Annotated in this window: 21 protein-coding genes and 2 riboswitches; of the genes, 14 read left to right on the top strand and 7 right to left on the bottom strand. The window is 59.7% G+C overall.

Annotated elements, in window-relative coordinates:
- Window positions 1-93: 93 nt before the first annotated feature.
- Window positions 94-471, bottom strand: a complete 378-nt coding sequence (gene crcB / locus ACRQ1B_RS05785; RefSeq protein ID WP_432292689.1) for a fluoride efflux transporter CrcB — start codon at window positions 469-471, stop codon at window positions 94-96.
- A gap of 116 nt (window positions 472-587) precedes the next feature.
- Here crcB and ACRQ1B_RS05780 point away from each other — a divergent pair, with 116 nt between their 5' ends.
- A complete protein-coding gene (locus tag ACRQ1B_RS05780) occupies window positions 588-863 on the top strand; it encodes a hypothetical protein (RefSeq protein WP_432292688.1) in 276 nt (91 codons plus the stop codon).
- A gap of 199 nt (window positions 864-1,062) precedes the next feature.
- Here ACRQ1B_RS05780 and ACRQ1B_RS05775 read toward each other — a convergent pair whose 3' ends face one another.
- Entirely contained in the window at window positions 1,063-1,323 is a 261-nt protein-coding gene (locus tag ACRQ1B_RS05775) for a hypothetical protein (RefSeq protein ID WP_432292687.1), read from the bottom strand.
- Window positions 1,324-1,497: 174 nt separating this feature from the next.
- Window positions 1,498-1,584: riboswitch (glycine riboswitch) on the top strand.
- Window positions 1,585-1,671, top strand: a riboswitch (glycine riboswitch). It abuts the riboswitch before it with no gap.
- An 86-nt stretch (window positions 1,672-1,757) separates the two neighbouring features.
- Here ACRQ1B_RS05775 and gcvT point away from each other — a divergent pair.
- The 9 genes from gcvT to ACRQ1B_RS05730 all read left to right on the top strand — a co-directional run bounded on the left by gcvT (window position 1,758) and on the right by ACRQ1B_RS05730 (window position 9,998).
- Complete coding sequence (gene gcvT / locus ACRQ1B_RS05770) at window positions 1,758-2,894, top strand: glycine cleavage system aminomethyltransferase GcvT (RefSeq protein WP_432292686.1); 1,137 nt, start codon at window positions 1,758-1,760, stop codon at window positions 2,892-2,894.
- 226 nt (window positions 2,895-3,120) lie between these two features.
- Window positions 3,121-3,483, top strand: a complete 363-nt coding sequence (gcvH, locus tag ACRQ1B_RS05765; protein WP_153354829.1) for a glycine cleavage system protein GcvH — start codon at window positions 3,121-3,123, stop codon at window positions 3,481-3,483.
- Entirely contained in the window at window positions 3,480-6,344 is a 2,865-nt protein-coding gene (gcvP, locus tag ACRQ1B_RS05760; protein ID WP_432292685.1) for an aminomethyl-transferring glycine dehydrogenase, read from the top strand. Before gcvH ends, gcvP begins: the two co-directional genes overlap by 4 nt.
- A 341-nt stretch (window positions 6,345-6,685) precedes the next feature.
- Window positions 6,686-6,895 carry a cold-shock protein gene (locus tag ACRQ1B_RS05755; protein ID WP_427572560.1) on the top strand — a complete coding sequence of 70 codons (210 nt, stop codon included), beginning with the start codon at window positions 6,686-6,688 and terminating at the stop codon, window positions 6,893-6,895.
- A 214-nt stretch (window positions 6,896-7,109) separates the two neighbouring features.
- Window positions 7,110-7,358: a 30S ribosomal protein S21 gene (gene rpsU / locus ACRQ1B_RS05750; protein ID WP_432292684.1), complete on the top strand. Its 249-nt coding sequence runs from the start codon at window positions 7,110-7,112 to the stop codon at window positions 7,356-7,358.
- Between the two features lie 87 nt (window positions 7,359-7,445).
- Window positions 7,446-7,664, top strand: a complete 219-nt coding sequence (locus ACRQ1B_RS05745) for a hypothetical protein (protein ID WP_432292683.1) — start codon at window positions 7,446-7,448, stop codon at window positions 7,662-7,664.
- 202 nt (window positions 7,665-7,866) lie between these two features.
- Window positions 7,867-8,121 carry a hypothetical protein gene (locus ACRQ1B_RS05740; protein WP_432292682.1) on the top strand — a complete coding sequence of 85 codons (255 nt, stop codon included), beginning with the start codon at window positions 7,867-7,869 and terminating at the stop codon, window positions 8,119-8,121.
- A 192-nt stretch (window positions 8,122-8,313) separates the two neighbouring features.
- Window positions 8,314-8,547 (top strand): flagellar basal body protein, encoded by a 234-nt coding sequence (locus ACRQ1B_RS05735; protein WP_432292681.1) that lies wholly within the window; start codon window positions 8,314-8,316, stop codon window positions 8,545-8,547.
- A gap of 800 nt (window positions 8,548-9,347) precedes the next feature.
- Complete coding sequence (locus ACRQ1B_RS05730) at window positions 9,348-9,998, top strand: DUF922 domain-containing Zn-dependent protease (protein ID WP_432293822.1); 651 nt, start codon at window positions 9,348-9,350, stop codon at window positions 9,996-9,998.
- A gap of 4 nt (window positions 9,999-10,002) precedes the next feature.
- On the opposite strand, the gene dusA is transcribed toward ACRQ1B_RS05730, so the two are convergent.
- Window positions 10,003-11,040: a tRNA dihydrouridine(20/20a) synthase DusA gene (gene dusA, locus ACRQ1B_RS05725; RefSeq protein ID WP_432292680.1), complete on the bottom strand. Its 1,038-nt coding sequence runs from the start codon at window positions 11,038-11,040 to the stop codon at window positions 10,003-10,005.
- 164 nt (window positions 11,041-11,204) lie between these two features.
- On the opposite strand from dusA, the gene ACRQ1B_RS05720 reads away from it, so the two are divergent.
- The 3 genes from ACRQ1B_RS05720 (at window position 11,205) to ACRQ1B_RS05710 (ending at window position 13,792) form a co-directional block, all read left to right on the top strand.
- Window positions 11,205-11,891: a fumarylacetoacetate hydrolase family protein gene (locus tag ACRQ1B_RS05720; RefSeq protein ID WP_432292679.1), complete on the top strand. Its 687-nt coding sequence runs from the start codon at window positions 11,205-11,207 to the stop codon at window positions 11,889-11,891.
- Between the two features lie 22 nt (window positions 11,892-11,913).
- Entirely contained in the window at window positions 11,914-12,441 is a 528-nt protein-coding gene (locus tag ACRQ1B_RS05715) for a gamma carbonic anhydrase family protein (RefSeq protein WP_432292678.1), read from the top strand.
- 118 nt (window positions 12,442-12,559) lie between these two features.
- Window positions 12,560-13,792, top strand: a complete 1,233-nt coding sequence (locus tag ACRQ1B_RS05710; RefSeq protein ID WP_432292677.1) for a GGDEF domain-containing protein — start codon at window positions 12,560-12,562, stop codon at window positions 13,790-13,792.
- Between the two features lie 3 nt (window positions 13,793-13,795).
- On the opposite strand, the gene ACRQ1B_RS05705 is transcribed toward ACRQ1B_RS05710, so the two are convergent.
- Genes ACRQ1B_RS05705 through ACRQ1B_RS05695 form a run of 3 tightly spaced genes read right to left on the bottom strand, consistent with a single transcriptional unit; the run spans window position 13,796 to window position 16,039 of the window.
- Entirely contained in the window at window positions 13,796-14,215 is a 420-nt protein-coding gene (locus ACRQ1B_RS05705; protein ID WP_432292676.1) for a Fur family transcriptional regulator, read from the bottom strand.
- The gene (gene znuB, locus ACRQ1B_RS05700; RefSeq protein WP_432292675.1) at window positions 14,212-15,039 is read right to left on the bottom strand and encodes a zinc ABC transporter permease subunit ZnuB; all 828 of its coding nucleotides are present in this window, start codon (window positions 15,037-15,039) and stop codon (window positions 14,212-14,214) included. Before znuB ends, ACRQ1B_RS05705 begins: the two co-directional genes overlap by 4 nt.
- Window positions 15,032-16,039 (bottom strand): ATP-binding cassette domain-containing protein, encoded by a 1,008-nt coding sequence (locus ACRQ1B_RS05695; protein WP_432293821.1) that lies wholly within the window; start codon window positions 16,037-16,039, stop codon window positions 15,032-15,034. The genes znuB and ACRQ1B_RS05695 overlap by 8 nt, the downstream gene beginning before the upstream one ends.
- 166 nt (window positions 16,040-16,205) lie before the next feature.
- On the opposite strand from ACRQ1B_RS05695, the gene znuA reads away from it, so the two are divergent.
- On the top strand, window positions 16,206-17,258 hold the full coding sequence (gene znuA / locus ACRQ1B_RS05690; RefSeq protein ID WP_432292674.1) for a zinc ABC transporter substrate-binding protein ZnuA: 1,053 nt from the start codon (window positions 16,206-16,208) through the stop codon (window positions 17,256-17,258).
- A 97-nt stretch (window positions 17,259-17,355) separates the two neighbouring features.
- On the opposite strand, the gene ACRQ1B_RS05685 is transcribed toward znuA, so the two are convergent.
- Window positions 17,356-17,703, bottom strand: a complete 348-nt coding sequence (locus tag ACRQ1B_RS05685) for an RcnB family protein (protein ID WP_432292673.1) — start codon at window positions 17,701-17,703, stop codon at window positions 17,356-17,358.
- Between the last annotated feature and the right edge of the window lie 154 nt (window positions 17,704-17,857).

The following is a 17,857-nucleotide window of genomic DNA, read 5'->3' as shown; positions in this document are numbered from 1 at the left end:
TTTCTATTATTATTGTGGCCGAACGCGGCCTTTGAGGCAGCCTTTAGAGCATCAGGCGGGTCTAACGGAAGTGCAAATCGGCCTCAACGCTGTTCAAAACGCCATGCGGCCGATGAACAGGCCAAGAAATGTGCCCGCGATCGACAGGATCACGCTTGCGGCGACATAAGCGATGGCCATGGGTATCGCACCGCGCTCCACCAGCCCGACAAACTCCAGCGAGAACGACGAAAAGGTCGTAAAGCCGCCGCACAGGCCGGTCACCAGCAGCAGCCGCATCTCGGTCGAGCCGCCAAAACGGCGCAGGATCATTTCCGTTAGAAGTCCGATGACGAAAGAGCCGGCAATATTGATCAGCAATGTCCCCCAAGGAAACAGGGGCCCGAACAATCGCAGCGCCCACAGACCGACCTGGTAACGAAAGACTGACCCGACAGCGCCGCCGACGGCCACGAGAATCATGGAATTCACGTCAAAATCCTGATAAAACACTGGAAAAGCCGCCTATCGCTAAAATGCGAAGCGACGGCTTAATTCGGAACCAAGAGGTCGAGCATACGTTTCCATCCACAGGGAGTTCAAGCGTCATGTCCACCGTCATACCCGTCAATGCCAATTTTGCCGCTTATGCGCTGGAAAATGTGCGCGTGATCCATCACGTCGGCTCCAAGGAGCAGGTCAAGCGCACCCAGAAGGATGCCGACCGCAATCTGCGCCGTGCCCAGAATGTAGGCGAGATCGAGGAACCCGGCCTGATCCCGCCGGCCAACATCTCCGTCGACGTGATGATTTCCGATCGTCCGCCGCAACAGCAGACAACGTTTCAGCACGTTGCCGCCGCTTATCGCGAACTGGACGAGTAGGGCGTTTCGTTTTCTCTGCCGTTACCCCGAATTCCCCGTCATCCCGGCCTTGAGCCGGGATCCAGCAACGCCGCGTCTGCGGCGTGATAGACTGCGCAGCAGTTCACTTTGAGGTGCCGCCTCTCACCGCGCAGACGCGCGGTGGCTGGATCCCCGCCACAAGGGCGAGGATGACGACGGGGGTGTAACTCAAACCGGCTCAAAACACTGGCCGGTGACAATTGCGCACGATCTCCCGGCGCCCTTCCCGATAATCGATCCGCAGATATTCGCACTCATGACTGTAAGTTTCGCGATAGGTCGTGCGCACCACATGCCGCGTTTTGTGCGGCCGAACGGTTTTCGCACGCGGCGGCTCCTGCCAGCGCACCATATCGGCGGCCTGAACTTTTATCGGGAGCAGCGCCGGCAATACGATGGCTGCGGTCAGGATGGCCGGAACGGTCAAGAAGCGTGGCATCGAATTTTCCTTCTGAAATCAGTCGAGCGGCAATGCCGCCTCAATGCGCGGCACAGTGCAAATGTTCCCGCCGCCCGATAATCTCGGCATCCGGAAAATATCGCAGCGCGACAAATAATTCGCCGGTTGCGACCTTTGCCACTTGCCAAGCCTATGGCTTCATCGATAATGCCGATCGACCCGTAGGGAGAAACCGCTTCAATGCGGAGCCGAAGGAGCAACCGCCCCGGAAACTCTCAGGCAAAAGGACCACGGGAAAACTGCAGGAACTCTGGAGAGAAGCAACCGTTTAACCGGGGGCTCGCCGAAGGGATAACAATCTCAGGCGACAAGGACAGAGGGGGCTCGAAACCGACGTAGCAATTTTACGTCCTAATCTGAGCCGGCGTGCGACCTGTTTTTCAGGCGCGGCCAAAAACCTGGAGGCGTCTTTTTTGGACGATCAAGCAGTTCTGAAAATCACCCCGCTGCACGCCCTGCACGTTTCGCTTGGCGCGAAAATGGTGCCGTTTGCCGGATATGACATGCCCGTCCAGTATCCGCTCGGCGTCATGAAGGAGCACCTTCATACCCGCGCCGCTGCCGGCCTGTTCGACGTCTCGCACATGGGCCAGGTCATCGTGAAGGCGAAGTCCGGCGCATATGCCGATGCGGCGCTGGCGCTCGAAAAGCTCGTCCCCGTCGATATTCTCGGCCTGAAGGAAGGCCGCCAGCGTTACGGCTTCTTCACCGATGACAACGGCAACATCCTCGATGACCTGATGATCACCAATCGCGGCGATCATCTGCTGGTCGTCGTCAACGCCGCCTGCAAGAATCAGGACCTCGCCCACATGAAGGCGAACCTGACCGATTGCGAAGTCACTCTTCTCGAAGATCGTGCGCTCATCGCCCTGCAGGGCCCGCGCGCCGAAGCGGTTCTGGCCGAACTCTGGGCCGGCGTCTCCGCCATGAAGTTCATGGACGTGGTCGAAGTGCCGCTGCACGACGTGCCCTGCATCATCTCCCGCTCCGGTTATTCCGGTGAGGACGGTTTTGAGATCTCCGTACCGGAAGCGCACGCCGTCGACGTCGCCAACGCCTTGCTCGAACACCCGGATTGCGAAGCCATCGGCCTCGGCGCCCGTGACAGCCTGCGTCTCGAAGCCGGTCTGTGTCTCTACGGAAACGACATCGACACCACCACCTCGCCGATCGAAGCCTCGCTCGAATGGGCGCTGCAAAAGGCCCGCAAGGCCGGCGGCGACCGCGAAGGTGGCTTTCCGGGCGCGGATCGCATCCTGGGTGAACTCGCCAACGGCACCACCCGCCGCCGCGTCGGCCTGAAGCCGGAAGGCAAGGCACCGGTGCGCAGCCACGCCAAACTGTTTGCGGATGCTGACGGCCAGACGGAACTCGGCGAAGTCACGTCCGGCACGTTTGGCCCGACCGTCGAAGGCCCGGTCGCCATGGGTTATCTGCCGGTATCGCATGTCGCTGCTGGCACGCAGGTTTATGCCGAAGTGCGCGGTAAATATCTGGCGATGACGGTGGCATCGCTTCCGTTCATCACGCCGACATACAAACGCTGACACTGGAACAAGGAGCCTGCCCCTCATCCGCCTGTCGGCACCTTCTCCCCGTTGTCACGGGGAGAAGGCCGATGTGGCAACACCTTCGCCACGATCTCGACCGTCGAGCAAGGCAAGTCCCCTCTCCCCGTCAAAACGGGGAGAGGGTTAGGGTGAGGGGCAAGCCCCGGCAGCACAGCCAACCAAACACACGCCACACAACGAACAATACCAGAGGAACAAATCCATGCTGAAATTCACCGCCGAACACGAATGGCTGAAACTCGAGGGCGATGTCGCCACCGTCGGCATCACCCAGCACGCTGCCGACCAGCTCGGCGATCTCGTTTTCGTTGAACTGCCGGAAGTCGGCGCCGAACTCACCAAGGACGGCAATGCCGCCACCGTCGAAAGCGTCAAGGCTGCCTCCGACGTCTATTCCCCGCTCGATGGCGAAGTCGTTGAAGTCAACCAGGCGATCGTCGATGACCCGTCGCTGGTCAATTCCGACCCGCAGGCCGCCGCATGGTTCTTCAAGCTCAAGCTCAAGAACGTCTCCGATATCGACAGCCTGATGGACGAAGCCGCCTACAAGGACCTCATCGGATGAACGACAGCACCGATTTCCACTTCACGGATTACGATCCGTACGATTTCGCCAATCGCCGCCATATCGGCCCCTCGCCGTCCGAAATGACAGCGATGCTGAAAGTCATCGGCTACAAGTCGCTCGACGGCCTGATCGAGGCAACCGTCCCCGCCTCCATCCGCCAGCAGACGCCGCTCGCATGGGGTGCCGCCCTTACTGAGCGCGAAGCACTCGACAAGCTGCGCGAGACCGCCAACAAGAACCAGGTCCTGACCTCGTTGATCGGACAGGGGTATTACGGCACCGTCACGCCGCCGGTCATCCAGCGCAACATTCTGGAAAACCCGGCATGGTACACGGCCTATACGCCCTACCAGCCGGAAATTTCGCAAGGCCGCCTCGAAGCGCTTCTGAACTTCCAGACGATGATCTGCGACCTCACCGGTCTCGATGTCGCCAATGCCTCGCTGCTCGATGAAGCGACCGCAGCCGCCGAAGCCATGGCGCTTTGCCAGCGTCAGGCAAAGTCGAAGGCAACGGCCTTCTTCGTCGACGCCGCCTGCCATCCGCAGACCATCGCACTGATCGAAACCCGCGCAAAACCGCTCGGCTGGTCGGTCGTGATCGGTGATCCGATGACCGATCTTGACCCGGTCGACGTGTTTGGCGCAATCTTCCAGTATCCGGGCACGCAGGGCCACGTCCGTGATTTCTCCGGCCTGATCGCCCGCCTGCATCAGACCGGTGCGGTCGCTGCCGTCGCTGCCGATCTTCTGGCGCTGACGCTTTTGAAATCGCCCGGCGAAATGGGCGCCGATATCGCCATCGGCACCACCCAGCGTTTTGGCGTGCCGGTCGGTTACGGTGGCCCGCACGCCGCCTATATGTCGGTCAAGGATGCCCACAAGCGCGCCATGCCCGGCCGTCTGGTCGGCGTTTCGGTCGATGCCCGCGGCAACCGCGCCTATCGCCTGTCTCTCCAGACCCGCGAACAGCATATCCGCCGCGAAAAGGCGACGTCAAACATCTGCACCGCGCAGGTCCTGCTCGCCGTCATGGCCTCCATGTACGGCGTCTTCCACGGCCCGGATGGTTTGAAAGCCATTGCCCAGCAGGTCCACAAGAAGGCCGTGCTGATGGCCAAGGGCCTCGAAAAGCTCGGTTATACGATCGAACCTGCCGCATTCTTCGACACCATCACCGTCGAAGTCGGCCACATGCAGGGCCTCATCCTGCGTGCCGCCGTCGCCGAAGGCGTCAACCTGCGCAAGATCGGCGAGACCAAGGTCGGCATGTCGCTCGACGAGCGCACCCGTCCGGTCACGCTCGAAGCCGTCTGGCGCGCATTCGGTGGCGACTTCAAGGTATCCGACTTCGAAGTCGAGTACCGCCTGCCGAAGGATATGCTGCGGAAATCGGATTACATGACCCATCCGATCTTCCACATGAACCGGGCCGAAAGCGAGATGACCCGCTACATCCGCCGCCTGTCGGACCGCGACCTCGCGCTTGACCGGTCGATGATCCCGCTCGGTTCCTGCACGATGAAGCTGAACGCGACCGCGGAAATGCTGCCGATCACCTGGCCGGAATTTTCGGACATCCATCCTTTCGTTCCGCAGGATCAGGCCTTGGGCTACAAGGAAATGATCGACGATCTGTCGGCAAAGCTCTGCCAGATCACCGGTTACGACGCCTTCTCCATGCAGCCGAATTCCGGCGCGCAGGGCGAATATGCGGGCCTGCTGACGATCCGCAATTACCACATCGCCAATGGCGACGCCCATCGCGACGTCTGCCTCATCCCCACCTCCGCGCATGGCACCAACCCGGCCTCGGCACAGATGGTCGGCATGAAGGTCGTGGTCGTGAAAGTTCGTGACAACGGCGATATCGATCTGGAAGATTTCCGCGCCAAGGCGGAACAGCATTCGGCAAACCTGTCCTGCTGCATGATCACCTACCCGTCCACGCATGGCGTGTTCGAGGAAACGGTCAAGGAAATCTGCGAGATTACCCACAAACACGGCGGTCAGGTCTATCTCGACGGCGCCAACATGAACGCCATGGTCGGCCTTGCCCGTCCCGGCGACATCGGCTCCGACGTGTCGCACTTAAACCTCCACAAGACCTTCTGCATCCCGCATGGCGGCGGCGGTCCCGGCATGGGTCCGATCGGCGTCAAGGCGCACCTGGCGGCTCATCTTCCGGGTCACCTGCAATGGGATGGCCGTGAAGGCGCAGTGTCGGCGGCCCCGTTCGGCTCGCCGTCGATCCTGCCGATCTCCTGGTCCTACACTCTGATGATGGGCGGCGAAGGTCTGACGCAGGCCACCAAGGTGGCAATCCTCAACGCCAACTATATCGCGGCTCGCCTCAAGGGCGCCTACGACGTGCTCTACAAGTCGGAAGCCGGTCGCGTAGCGCATGAATGCATCCTCGACACGCGTCCGCTCAACGCCTCTGCGGGCGTGACTGTGGACGATATCGCCAAGCGCCTGATCGATTGCGGTTTCCACGCCCCGACCATGAGTTTCCCGGTTGCCGGCACGCTGATGGTCGAGCCGACCGAATCGGAAACCAAGGCCGAACTCGACCGTTTCTGCGATGCGATGCTGGCGATCCGCGAGGAAGCCCGCGCCATCGAAGAAGGCCGGATGGACAAGACCAACAACCCACTGAAGAACGCTCCCCACACGGTGGAAGACCTCGTCGGCGAATGGGATCGTCCTTATTCCCGCGAACAGGCCTGCTACCCGCCGGGCGCGTTCCGGGTGGACAAGTACTGGTCGCCCGTCAACCGCGTCGACAACGTTTATGGCGACCGCAACCTGATCTGCTCCTGCCCACCGCTGGAAGACTATCAGGAAGCCGCTGAATAAACGGCAATTCTTTAAGACAGTCGAAAGGCCCGCTCCCGTGCGGGCCTTTTGCATTTGTCATGCAGACGGGAAATCTACCCGATTTGCCGCTATACAGACATGATACGATGCTCCGCCGCCAAAAAGCCTGAAACACCGGACAACCTGCAATTTCAACCGGACGTATATTTTATTCGCGATACGGTCTTGCCGGTTCGCGTCAAATCTCTATCTTGAGTCGCATCGTACTTTGCTTGTGACTCGTCCGTAGCCTATCGCGGCTCTACCGATCTCCCTTCATCGTCGATTTAAACGCCGGTCAATTGCGACCGGTAACCCACAACGATTAGAGGAAGATCGTTATGAATACCGGCACTGTAAAATGGTTCAACAGCACCAAGGGTTACGGCTTCATTCAGCCGGATAACGGCGGCCAGGACGTTTTCGTCCACATTTCCGCCGTTGAACGCGCCGGTCTGCGTGGCCTCAACGATGGTCAGAAGGTTACCTATGACATCGTTCAGGACAAGCGTTCGGGCAAGAGCTCGGCCGATAACCTGCAGGCTGCCTAAAAAGTTTTCGTCAAAGACGGCGCTTGACCACGGATGAACTGGCAAGCAGAACGCTTTGGCGCTACAAAGGTCGGGACCCGTCCCGGCCTTTCGTTTTTTTCGCCGGTCACGTTCCGGGTTTCAGCCCACTGGCATTTCAGCCATCCAGTCGCATTTCGTTAAAGGTGACGCACAGAAACGGCGGCGATCGGTCCGCCACAAGAAGGAGAATTTGTTGCAAGTACTCGTCAGGGACAACAACGTCGAACAGGCACTGCGCGTGCTGAAAAAGAAGCTGCAGCGCGAAGGCGTCTTTCGTGAAATGAAGGCGCGCCAGGCTTTTGAAAAGCCTTCGGAAAAGCGCGCTCGCGAAAAGGCCGAGGCCATTCGTCGTTCCCGCAAGCTGGCCCGCAAGCAGGCTCAGCGCGAAGGTCTGCTGCCGGCTCCGAAGAAAAAGGTTCCCGCCGCCCGCGGCGGTCGCTGATGATCAGGTATCGCGCGGCGTTTTCGTCGCGCGCCTACCGTCTTTGCGGCCGCGAATGACCGACCATATCTCAAGCGGGAGGTAACCATGTCCGCTATGAAAGACCCATTTGCCAAACCGGCAAAACTCTCGGCCCAGCAGAAAACAGACCAGACCAATTCGGTCGTCCGCAACATTATCGATGCGGAAGTAACGGCACGCGAAAAAAAGACCGAAAAGCTGCGCGCCCTGCGCCTCGCCCGTAACGAGGAAGATGCAGCAGCCAAACCGGCTGCCAAACCCGGCAAAGCTGGCCGGGCGAAGTAGGTCACAAACCTCCCCCACCGATTAAGAGCCTGACCGGACAGGGGGAATTCCCCCTATTTCACATCTGCCCCTGCTCCCCTCATTGCCTTTGGCGACCGGCTGACTATTTTCCGCCGAAGCCTGCATCGCGTCCCGCTCCTCGCAGCGCGTGAGCGTCGTCGGCGTCTAAAACAATCAGAAGACTGCAAGAGGAAGTATCCAAGTGAGCACCAGCATGTTCAAGAACCCGCGCGCCCTTCTCGGCGGCGTGGCCGTCGCCATTGTCGTGTTTTTTGCCAGCGGCCTGTTTATCGGCGGCGGCAGCGCGCCGGCAGCTCCGCAGCCGGGCTCCATCCAGGTCCGCGCCATCACCAAGGATAACGGCGTGAAGAATGCCACCATGTCGACCGTGCTGGCACTGGTCGCCGGCTTCTTCGCCGCCCGCGCCATTCATCGTCGCGGCAGCGCCAAGGCCTGATCGGCCATCCAGCCATAAGGTTTTCCAAGGCCCGCCTTCGTGCGGGCCTTTTCCGTTCGTGGCCTGCAAATAAATCTCGAAAAGGCACAAAAGCCGGTGCATGCGCCGTGTCCTGTTTACCCTCCGGCTTCATCCTTCGTTGAAATCATTCCGGGCATAAGAGGTTTGACCATTCTATCGGGATTTTTGGCGATGACGATCACAGCCGCTCTCAACACATCCGTCTTCGGCATGCAGACCGAGACCAACCGCCTTTCCACGGCCGCGCAAAACATCGCCAACGCCTCGACACCGGGTTACGACAGCAATCTCACGCAAGACATGCTGGATGTGCTGCAGGTCGAGACCGGCTTTGCCGCCAATGCCTCTGTATTCGAGACCGGCGCCGACATGTGGGACATGCTGATGACGGTGGTGAGGGACTGATACGCTCGCCAGTTGGCGGATTGGTGATTGCCTTCGGCTATCCTGCTAAGTTCGGCCTACTTTTCTCCGTCATTCCGGCCTTGTGCCGGAATCCAGCGGCGTCGCGTCTGCGGCACGATAGACTCGACGACGGTCCGGCCGAAGGAAGAGTTCTCTCACCACGCAGACGCGCGGTGGCTAGATCCCGGCTCAGGGCCGGGATGACGCAGACAAGAGAGCGCATCGTCACCTGAAAGCTAGGGAAATTGACAAAAGCCCGGGGACGTTTTGAGGGGTCGATTCAACGATATCAATATCTTGACTCCGAGTTCATCCACGTATTTCGGGGATGTGCGATACTTCACGCGTTCTGTTTCGGCTACACCGGTCCGCATTGCCGGCGAGATAGAGCCGGTGATCGCATGGGACACCCTGATGCAGGTGATCCATGCGGGGCTGCGCAGAAAATGGTCTTCCTCTCGTCTGAAAGATGGCGGGGCGTGCGTGTGTCGCACACAAACCGGCCCGACGGTTATAAAAACGAGAACAGGGCCGCCGCAGAAGGACCGGAGTTGCGCGGAAAAACCACCGAACGGGGCACGTCGTGCGCCATTATAAAATTGAATTAGGAGGCACAGGACGTGCCCCGGCCGCATAACCCGCAACGACAGCGGGCGTTTTTTGAAAATCGAAGATCACCAAGGGATGACTCTGCCCGTCAATCACAGACCGCATCGGCCGTTGACACCGCACGCCAGCCAAGCGACACAAAGCCCATGAAGCATGCTATCCGCCGCACCGCCATCACGCTCGCCGTCCTTATGGCCATGCCCGCCCACGCCGGTGCGCAAGGCACAAGAAACTGGCAACCGGCCGAACAGGTCAAAACCTATTCCGTCACCGGCAAGACCGGTATCGAGCTTTACCAGTCGATCGGTGAGCGTGGCCCGGCCGCCGGTGTCGGACAGGCGATTGCGCATACAACCTTCAAGCTGCTCTGGACCCGCGATTATCGCCCGCAACCGAACGGCGCCTGCACGCTGGCGGTGGCGCGCCCCAGCCTCACCATCATCTACACTATGCCGAAAGGCCCGGCCTCGCTGACCGGAGAGACCAAAACCCGCTGGACGAATTTTATCGAAGGCGTGGAAAAACACGAGCGCGTCCACGGCCAGCACATCGTCGAGATGGTGGAAAAGATCCAGGCCTTTAGCCTCGGCCTGACCGCTGAAAACGATCCGAAATGCACGAAGGTGCGCGAAGTGCTGCAGGCAAGGCTGAAAAAACTGTCCGACGAACAGCGCCAGCGCGGCCGTGATTTCGACGCTGTGGAACTGTCGCCCGGCGGTGCCGTGCATCAGCTCATTCTGGCGCTGGTCAATCCGCCCGGTGCACCACCCGTCGAGATGGAACCCAAACCGACACCGCTTCCCGGCACGACATCCCTGCCCGGCGTAAAGCCGATGCGCTGAACCTTTATTCGGCGGCGATTGCCTGCCGTTTCGGTCCGGCCTCGAGATCGACGGCAGCGAAGGCCTCGGCAATCACATTCGTCGTCGCACCCGGCTTCGTCGCATCGGACGACAGGATCTGGCGGAAACGACGCGCACCGGCATAGCCCTGAAACAGCCCAACCATATGCCGCGTCACATGGTTCAGCCGGGCACCGGAAGCCATGACCTCCTCGGCATAGGCCCTCATCGTGTCACGCAGGGCCAGCCAGTCGACTTCAGGGGTGTGGACCCCTGCAGGACTCGAACCCGCAATCAATGAATCCACACCGGCCAGCAGTCCGGTATTGTGATAGGCAGCCCGCCCCAGCATCACCCCGTCCATCACGGCCAGATGGTCAGCCGCCTGTTCGAGATCGACAATGCCGCCATTGATGCCGAGAAACACATCCGGGTTTTCGCGTTTCATGCGATAGACGAGATCGTAATCCAGCGGCGGGATATCGCGGTTTTCCTTCGGCGACAGTCCCTGCAGCCAGGCTTTTCGCGCATGGATCCAGATCGCGTCAGCCCCTGCCCCGATCATGCGGGTCAAAAAGTCCGGCAGCACGGTTTCCGGCTCCTGATCATCCACGCCGATGCGGCATTTCACCGTCACTGGAACCGATGCCACCGCCTTCATCGCCTCGACCAGCTTTGCCACTTGCCCGGCATCGCGCATCAGGCAGGCACCGAACGTGCCGGACTGCACACGGTCGGAAGGACAACCGACATTGAGATTGATTTCATCATAACCGTAATCGGCAGCAATACGGATCGCTTCCGCTAGCTTTACAGGGTCCGAACCGCCAAGCTGCAAGGTTACGGGATGTTCCTGGGGCGAAAATCCCAGCAGCCGGTCACGATTGCCATGGATGATCGCATCCGCCACCACCATTTCCGTGAACAGAACAGCACGCTTCGACAACTGCCGGTGCAGGAAACGGCAGTGCCGGTCCGTCCAGTCGATCATCGGGGCAACGGCAAATATCTTTTCGCCGCGCTTCAGCGCGTTTGCATACATGGCAAGGTCCTTGAGGATGTGGCCTGCTCATACAGCAAACAAAAAAGTTTGGCCAGTTCCGTCCACCCACCGTCAAAAGGGGCTATGATTGCGCAAAAATATACGGAACAAAGGCCTTGCCATTTTTATTGGCGATTTGCTTTTCACAGGAGGACTTTTTCATCATGACCGCAACCGTCATCCCCATGCCCGCCCCCGTCCTCCTCGAAGTCGAAGGCACGTCTGAAAAGTTTCCGGTCCGCCGGGTCTATTGCGTCGGCCGCAACTATGCCGACCACGCCATCGAAATGGGCCATGATCCGTCCCGCGAGGCACCGTTCTTTTTCCAGAAGAACGCCGACAACGTCTATAACGGCGAAACCTTTCCTTACCCGCCGCTCTCATCCAATGTGCATTTCGAAGTCGAACTCGTCATGGCGCTGAAGGCCGGCGGCAGCGACATCGACGCACAGGACGCGCTCGAATGCGTCTACGGTTACGGTGTCGGCATCGATTTCACCCGCCGTGACCTGCAGGATCAGATGAAAAAGGCCGGTCGTTCCTGGGAAGTCGCCAAGGCCTTTGAAAAGTCCGCACCCGTATCGGCCCTGTTGCCTGTCGCCAAGGTCGGTCATCCGCAGGAAGGCGCCATCTGGCTGGAGGTCAACGGCGACCGCAAGCAGAACGGCGACATGAACCAGATGATCTGGAAACTGCCGGAAATCATCGCCGAACTGTCAAAACAGTTCGAACTGGCCGCCGGCGACATCATCATGACCGGCACCCCCGCCGGCGTCGGTGCCGTCGTCAAGGGCGACAAGGTGGTCTGCGAAGCGGCCGGTGTCGGTCGTCTGGAACTGACCGTCGTTTAACGTCCCTTTGTGGAGACCCGGAATGCCGCTTTACGCCCTTGGAGACTTTCAGCCGGACACGCCCGCCGCCGACCGTTATTGGCTGGCGCCGGATGCGCATGTCATCGGCAAGGTTTCACTGGGCGAAGATGTCGGCATCTGGTTTGGCGCGGTGCTGCGCGGCGATAACGAACTGATTTCGGTAGGCGCGCGCACCAACATCCAGGAAGGCGCCATGCTCCACACCGACATGGGCTATCCGGCAACGATCGGTGAAGGCTGCACCATTGGCCATCACGCCATCATTCACGGCTGCACGATCGGCGACAATTCTCTGATCGGCATGGGTGCCACAATCCTCAACGGCGCGAAAATCGGCAACAACTGCCTCGTCGGCGCCAATGCGCTGGTGACCGAAGGCAAGGCGTTTCCCGACGGCTCGCTGATCGTCGGCTCCCCCGCCCGCGCCATCCGCACGCTCGATGCGGAAGCGATTACGAAACTGAAAGTCTCTGCCGACAATTACGTCAAGAACTGGCAGCGTTTTGCCGCAGACCTGCGTCCGCTTTGAGAACAGTTTAACCACTCGTTCACGCTGACATGAAGCCTTTGCTTCACACATATCATATATTACCATTGATGAATGTAATGACGCCCGCCGCGATGTCGCGCGACCGCCATGGACACCGATGAACGATACACCTGAACAGTCCCAGCAGAACACGACCGCCCTTCTGGATCGCGTCGGTCGGCATCTTGCCCGCAACAACCGGCCGCTCAGCTTCGATCCGGTGGTGGAAGCTGTGTTCCAGACGGACACCGCCGCCGACCGCAATCGCCAAACCATCGTCGCGGGCCTGTTCGCCCTTGTGTTCTTCAACGGTTTCATGATCATCGATGCCATCACAAGGCCGGAAATCCTCGGCATGTCGGCACTGATCAGGCTCTGCATCGTCACACCGATCTGCCTTGCGGCCCTGTTCTGGCTGCGCCGCAGCCCGCCACAATGGATCCGCGACTCGGTTCTCACCTGCTGCGCCATCCTCATCGCCGTCGGCTCGAATTATCTGCTCTACATCGCCACGTCAGATGAAGCCCATTACGCCGCCTTCAGTTTCGGCCTGATCGTCATCGGCGCCAATATCGTGCTGCATATCGGCTTCAACGCCGCCCTTGCGACGACCATCGGCTGTTGCGTGGTCACCGCGTTTTTCCTGCATGCGACGCCTGATCTCAACTGGAGCGAACGCAATCTGCCGGTCTATTACATGGCCGCAATGGGCGTCATCACGCTGGTCGCCAACTACCGGCTGGAAGGCAATCTGCGCCACGCATACCTGCTGATGCTGCGCGAACGCCTCAACGCACAGGAAGTCCGCCGCATCAACGAACAGCTCAACGCCTATTCCTACACGGATGCTCTGACCGGCATCGCCAACCGCCGCCGTTTCGAGCAGTTCTTACAGGCAGCATGGACGGAGGCCCTCGTTTCGGGCGAAACCATGTCGCTTCTCGTCATCGATGTGGATTTCTTCAAGCGCTACAATGACTCATTTGGCCATCCCGCCGGGGATGCCTGTCTTCAGCAGGTGGCGCGCGCCATTGAAGGGCAGACGCGTGGCGACAATGATCTGCCGGCCCGTCTCGGTGGTGAGGAATTTGCCGTGCTGTTGCGCCACACTGAGACGATACAGGCGGAAACCGCCGCCAGCCGCATTTACCGCGCCATGAGCCAGCTTGGCCTCTCGCATGGCCGCCCGGATGGAAACGGTTATGTCACCGTCAGCATCGGCCTAGCCTCGGCCACACCGCGCCACGATGGCAGTGCCGCCGGTGAACTGGTGGAAGCGGCGGATAAGGCGCTTTATCAGGCCAAGCGTCGTGGCCGCAACCGCACCATTCTCGCCGATCGCGCCGCCTGAAAATCAGTGCATGCAGGCTTCGCAAAGCCCGCGGATTTCGATCGTCGTTTTCGACGGCTTGAACTTGCGATCCTTGCTCCAGCTCGCCAGCCGCTCATCGATCGCATGGTCATGGAACTCGTTCACCTGCCCGCAGCTTTCGCAGATCGCAAAGGCCACCGTGCCGTGATGACCATGACCGTGGCCATGCCCGCAGCAGCTCTCATTGGCATGCGCGCAAGCAACGAACGAGTTGAGGCTTTCGAGACGGTGGGCAATGCCCATCTCGATCAGCTTGTCGAGCGCCCGGTAAACCTGCAGCGGCGCACGAAAACCCTGATCCCGTAGCTTGTCGAGGATCGTATAGGCGCTGAGCGGCGCATCCGAACGGTTCAGCACATCCAGCACCAGCGTCTGGTTCTTGGTCAAAGTCGGCGTATTCATGAGCGACCTCCGGATGTCGTGCCGCCTCCAGCAAGGTTTTTAGCCCTGCCCGGCAGCAGGCTGAGAATGAAGAGAATGAGCGCCACCACCACAATCGACGGCCCGGACGGTGTGTCATAGGTCAGCGAACCGAACAAGCCGCCAACCACGGCAATGACGCCGATCACCGACGACAGAACCGCCATGCCCTCGGGCGCCGATGAGAACCGCCGTGCGGTCGCGGCCGGGATGATCAGAAGCGCGGTGATCAGCATGATGCCGACGATCTTCATGGCAATGGCGATGACAAGCGCCATCAACAGCATGAACAGCAACCGTGCTCGTTCCGGCTTCAAACCTTCGGCCTCGGCGATATCCGCGCTGACGGTAGAAGCGATCAGCGGACGCCAGAGCACGACAAGAGCCGCCAGCACAAAAAGGCCGCCACCCCAGATCAGCGCGATATCGGCCGGGGTCACCGCCAGAATATCGCCGAATAGGAAGGCAATCAGATCGATGCGCACCCATGACATGAAGGCGACGAGAACAAGGCCGATCGCCAGCGTGGAGTGCGATAGAATACCGAGAAGCGCATCGGCGGACAACGCCTGACGTTTCTGCAGCACCAGCAGCAACAGCGAAACGGTCACCGCAACTGCAAACACGCTGACGAGAAGGTTGATCTCCAGCATCAGCGACATCGCGACACCAAGCAAAGCCGAATGCGCGATCGTATCGCCGAAATAAGCCATGCGCCGCCAGACGACAAAACAGCCGAGCGGTCCAGTGGTCAAAGCCAAACCGACACCGGCCAGCAGCGCGCGAAAAAAGAAATCGTCAAGCATGGCGATGTCCCTCCCCGGCGGCATGCGCATGGTCGGCCTGCGCATGGGAATTTTTTCCGCCCTCATCATCCACGTGCCCGTGCTGACTGGTATGATTGCCGTCATGGGCATGAACGGGATTGGTGGAGGTTTCTTCTACATGGGCATGCGAGTGGTCGTGATGATGGTGAGTGTGATGATCGTGCCCATCGTGATGGTGACCGTCATCCGGATGGCAATGGTCCGTGACCGAACCATCCTTGTGCTGCACACGGCCATCCGGCAGATGCGTATGGTCATGATGATGGCTGTAGACGGCAAGGCCTGCGCCGACATTGCCGAACAGGCGGCGGTAATCGTCGCTGCGGCTGACAGCCTCCGGCGTACCACGGCAGCAGACATGGCCATTGAGGCAGATCACCGTATCGGTATCGGCCATGACCATGTGAAGATCATGCGAGATCAGGAGAATGCCGCAGCCGGTTTTCTGGCGAATGGTACGGATCAGTTCGTAAAGCGCACTTTCACCAGCAAAATCGACGCCCTGAACCGGTTCGTCGAGCACGAGCAGATCAGGATTGCGGGCAATGGCGCGGGCCAGAAGTGCACGCTGAAACTCGCCGCCGGAAAGATGACGCACTTCCGCATCGACCAGGTGCGGAATGCCGACATCCGTCAGCGCTGCCATCAAGGCCGTATCATCCAGCTTGCCCGTCAACCGCATCAGCCGACGCACGGAGAGCGGCATCGTCCAGTCGATCGCGAGTTTCTGCGGCACGTAGCCGATCGTCAGACCGGCCTTGCGGTTTACCTTGCCCTCGTCGGCACGCAGCACACCGATGGCCATCTTGGCAGTGGTGGACTTGCCAGCACCATTCGGCCCGATCAGGGTAACGATCTCGCCGCGATGAATGGAAAGGTCGACACCACGCACCAGCCAGCGGCTGTTCCTGCGTATTCCGGCCCCGGCCATCGTGACCAGTTCGTCACCTTTCTGGCGCTCGGCAGCCGCGGTCTGCATCAGCATAAATTTCTTCCTGTCCTATGTTGCCACCAGCTATGCCACACGTTATAGCATAACACAACGAACGTAATAACATTACATCGTTATGCAGAGCGCTTTTTGCAAGGCGCCAACATTGTACGCACAGCCCAATCCGCCCTGAACGAAGGGCAAGGAGAACCGCATGAAAGCAGTCGCCACTCCCATCGTCGCTACCTTCGCAGCCTCTCTCGCGCTGCTGATGGCCGGGACTGCCTCGGCCAAGACGCCTGATGTCGTTGTTTCGATCAAGCCGATCCACTCGCTGGTCGCCTCCATCATGAAGGGCGTCGGCGAGCCGAGACTGATTGTCGAGGGGGCCGCCTCGCCACACACCTATTCGATGAAACCCTCGAATGCCCGCGCCATCCAGAATGCCGACCTGATCTTCTGGATGGGCCCGAACCTCGAAGCTTTTCTGGACAAGCCGCTGGATGCGCTGGCCGGCTCGAAGACCGTTGTGGCGCTGTCGGATTCTCCCGACCTCCAGAAACTGCCTTTCCGCGAAGGTGGCCCGTTCGAAGCGCATGATCACGGTCATGAAGGTCACGGTCATGAAGGTCACGAGCATGAAGGTGAGCATGCCGAAGGTCATGATCATGCACATGAGGGCGAGCACGCCGAGGCCGACCACGACAAGGGTGACGCCCATGCCGAGCATGACCACGAGCATGGTGGTTTCGACGCCCATGTGTGGCTGGATCCGATCAATGCCAAGGTGATTGGCCGCGAAATCGCCAAGCGCCTCGCCGAAGCCGATCCGGAACATGCCAAGCAGTATGAAGACAACGCTGCCGGCCTGATGCGTCAACTCGATGAACTGGATGCCGAAATCAAGGCCACGGTCGCTCCGGTCAAGGACAAGCCGTTCATCGTCTTCCACGATGCCTACCAGTATTTTGAAAAGCGTTATGACGTCACGGTGGCCGGCTCGATCACGGTCAGCCCGGAAACGCTGCCGGGTGCCGATCGCATCAGCCAGATTCACAAGAAGGTGACGGAGCTCGGTGCGACCTGCGTCTTCGCCGAACCGCAATTCACGCCAAAACTGGTCAATGTCGTTCTGGAAGGCACGCCTGCCAAGGCCGGTACGCTCGATCCGGAAGCGGCGACCTTGAAGGAAGGTCCGGACCTCTATTTCCAGCTGATGCGCGGCATCGCTGAATCGATGAAGACCTGCCTGTCCGGCAAGGCCTGATAGCGCATAAAAATACCGCCTCCTCGCGCATGGTGGAGACGGTTAGACCGGCAGGGAAAGAAGGCACTCCCTGCCGGTCGTCTTATATCAGGGCTGATTAACGGCCGGCGATGATCGAAGAGATCAGGCCCGAGGTGATGCCGATCAGCAGGAATTCGTTATTGTCGGCACGCACCCAGCGATAACCGCGCGGCGGAGCATTCAGGCGGTAACGGCGGTAATCACGCACTTCGGCCATATGGCGACGTTCGGCCGGGCTCAGACGATGACCACGGCTCCAGCGCTTCTTGACGACAGTGCGCTCCTTGATCACCTTCTTCGTCACGACACGACGATCGTCGCGACGGTCATCATGGTGCGGCGGCGCGGCATTGGCTGCCGAAGCAAATGCGACCGGGCTGAAAATGAAAGTGGCGGAGAGCAGAACGGCTGCAAGCTTTTTCATGACGGTGTTTCCTCTGTTGTCTATGAGGAAACCCTAGCGGCCAACTGATGAACCGAAAATGAACTCAAGATTACATTTTCGTAAGCATCCAGAATGGCTTGCCGCAACAAGCTGATGCGAAACATTGGAAATCCGCCGGTATGACAGACATACC

Source organism: Endobacterium panacihumi (genome assembly GCF_050847465.1).
GTDB lineage: Bacteria > Pseudomonadota > Alphaproteobacteria > Rhizobiales > Rhizobiaceae > Neorhizobium > Neorhizobium panacihumi.
The sequence above is the reverse complement of the archived record's forward strand: the minus strand, read 5'-3'. Positions and strand labels throughout refer to the sequence as shown.

Excerpts from the sequence above, each read along its gene's own strand:
- ACRQ1B_RS05715 (WP_432292678.1), top strand. The coding sequence starts at position 11,914 with ATGCCGCTTTACGCCCTTGGAGACTTTCAGCCGGACACGCCCGCCGCC.
- gcvH (WP_153354829.1), top strand. The coding sequence starts at position 3,121 with ATGCTGAAATTCACCGCCGAACACGAATGGCTGAAACTCGAGGGCGAT.
- znuA (WP_432292674.1), top strand. The coding sequence starts at position 16,206 with ATGAAAGCAGTCGCCACTCCCATCGTCGCTACCTTCGCAGCCTCTCTC.
- ACRQ1B_RS05775 (WP_432292687.1), bottom strand. The coding sequence starts at position 1,323 with ATGCCACGCTTCTTGACCGTTCCGGCCATCCTGACCGCAGCCATCGTA.
- ACRQ1B_RS05710 (WP_432292677.1), top strand. The coding sequence starts at position 12,560 with ATGAACGATACACCTGAACAGTCCCAGCAGAACACGACCGCCCTTCTG.
- ACRQ1B_RS05720 (WP_432292679.1), top strand. The coding sequence starts at position 11,205 with ATGACCGCAACCGTCATCCCCATGCCCGCCCCCGTCCTCCTCGAAGTC.
- ACRQ1B_RS05685 (WP_432292673.1), bottom strand. The coding sequence starts at position 17,703 with ATGAAAAAGCTTGCAGCCGTTCTGCTCTCCGCCACTTTCATTTTCAGC.
- gcvP (WP_432292685.1), top strand. The coding sequence starts at position 3,480 with ATGAACGACAGCACCGATTTCCACTTCACGGATTACGATCCGTACGAT.
- ACRQ1B_RS05755 (WP_427572560.1), top strand. The coding sequence starts at position 6,686 with ATGAATACCGGCACTGTAAAATGGTTCAACAGCACCAAGGGTTACGGC.
- ACRQ1B_RS05695 (WP_432293821.1), bottom strand. The coding sequence starts at position 16,039 with ATGCAGACCGCGGCTGCCGAGCGCCAGAAAGGTGACGAACTGGTCACG.
- ACRQ1B_RS05745 (WP_432292683.1), top strand. The coding sequence starts at position 7,446 with ATGTCCGCTATGAAAGACCCATTTGCCAAACCGGCAAAACTCTCGGCC.
- dusA (WP_432292680.1), bottom strand. The coding sequence starts at position 11,040 with ATGTATGCAAACGCGCTGAAGCGCGGCGAAAAGATATTTGCCGTTGCC.
- ACRQ1B_RS05730 (WP_432293822.1), top strand. The coding sequence starts at position 9,348 with ATGGCCATGCCCGCCCACGCCGGTGCGCAAGGCACAAGAAACTGGCAA.
- ACRQ1B_RS05705 (WP_432292676.1), bottom strand. The coding sequence starts at position 14,215 with ATGAATACGCCGACTTTGACCAAGAACCAGACGCTGGTGCTGGATGTG.
- ACRQ1B_RS05735 (WP_432292681.1), top strand. The coding sequence starts at position 8,314 with ATGACGATCACAGCCGCTCTCAACACATCCGTCTTCGGCATGCAGACC.
- znuB (WP_432292675.1), bottom strand. The coding sequence starts at position 15,039 with ATGCTTGACGATTTCTTTTTTCGCGCGCTGCTGGCCGGTGTCGGTTTG.
- ACRQ1B_RS05780 (WP_432292688.1), top strand. The coding sequence starts at position 588 with ATGTCCACCGTCATACCCGTCAATGCCAATTTTGCCGCTTATGCGCTG.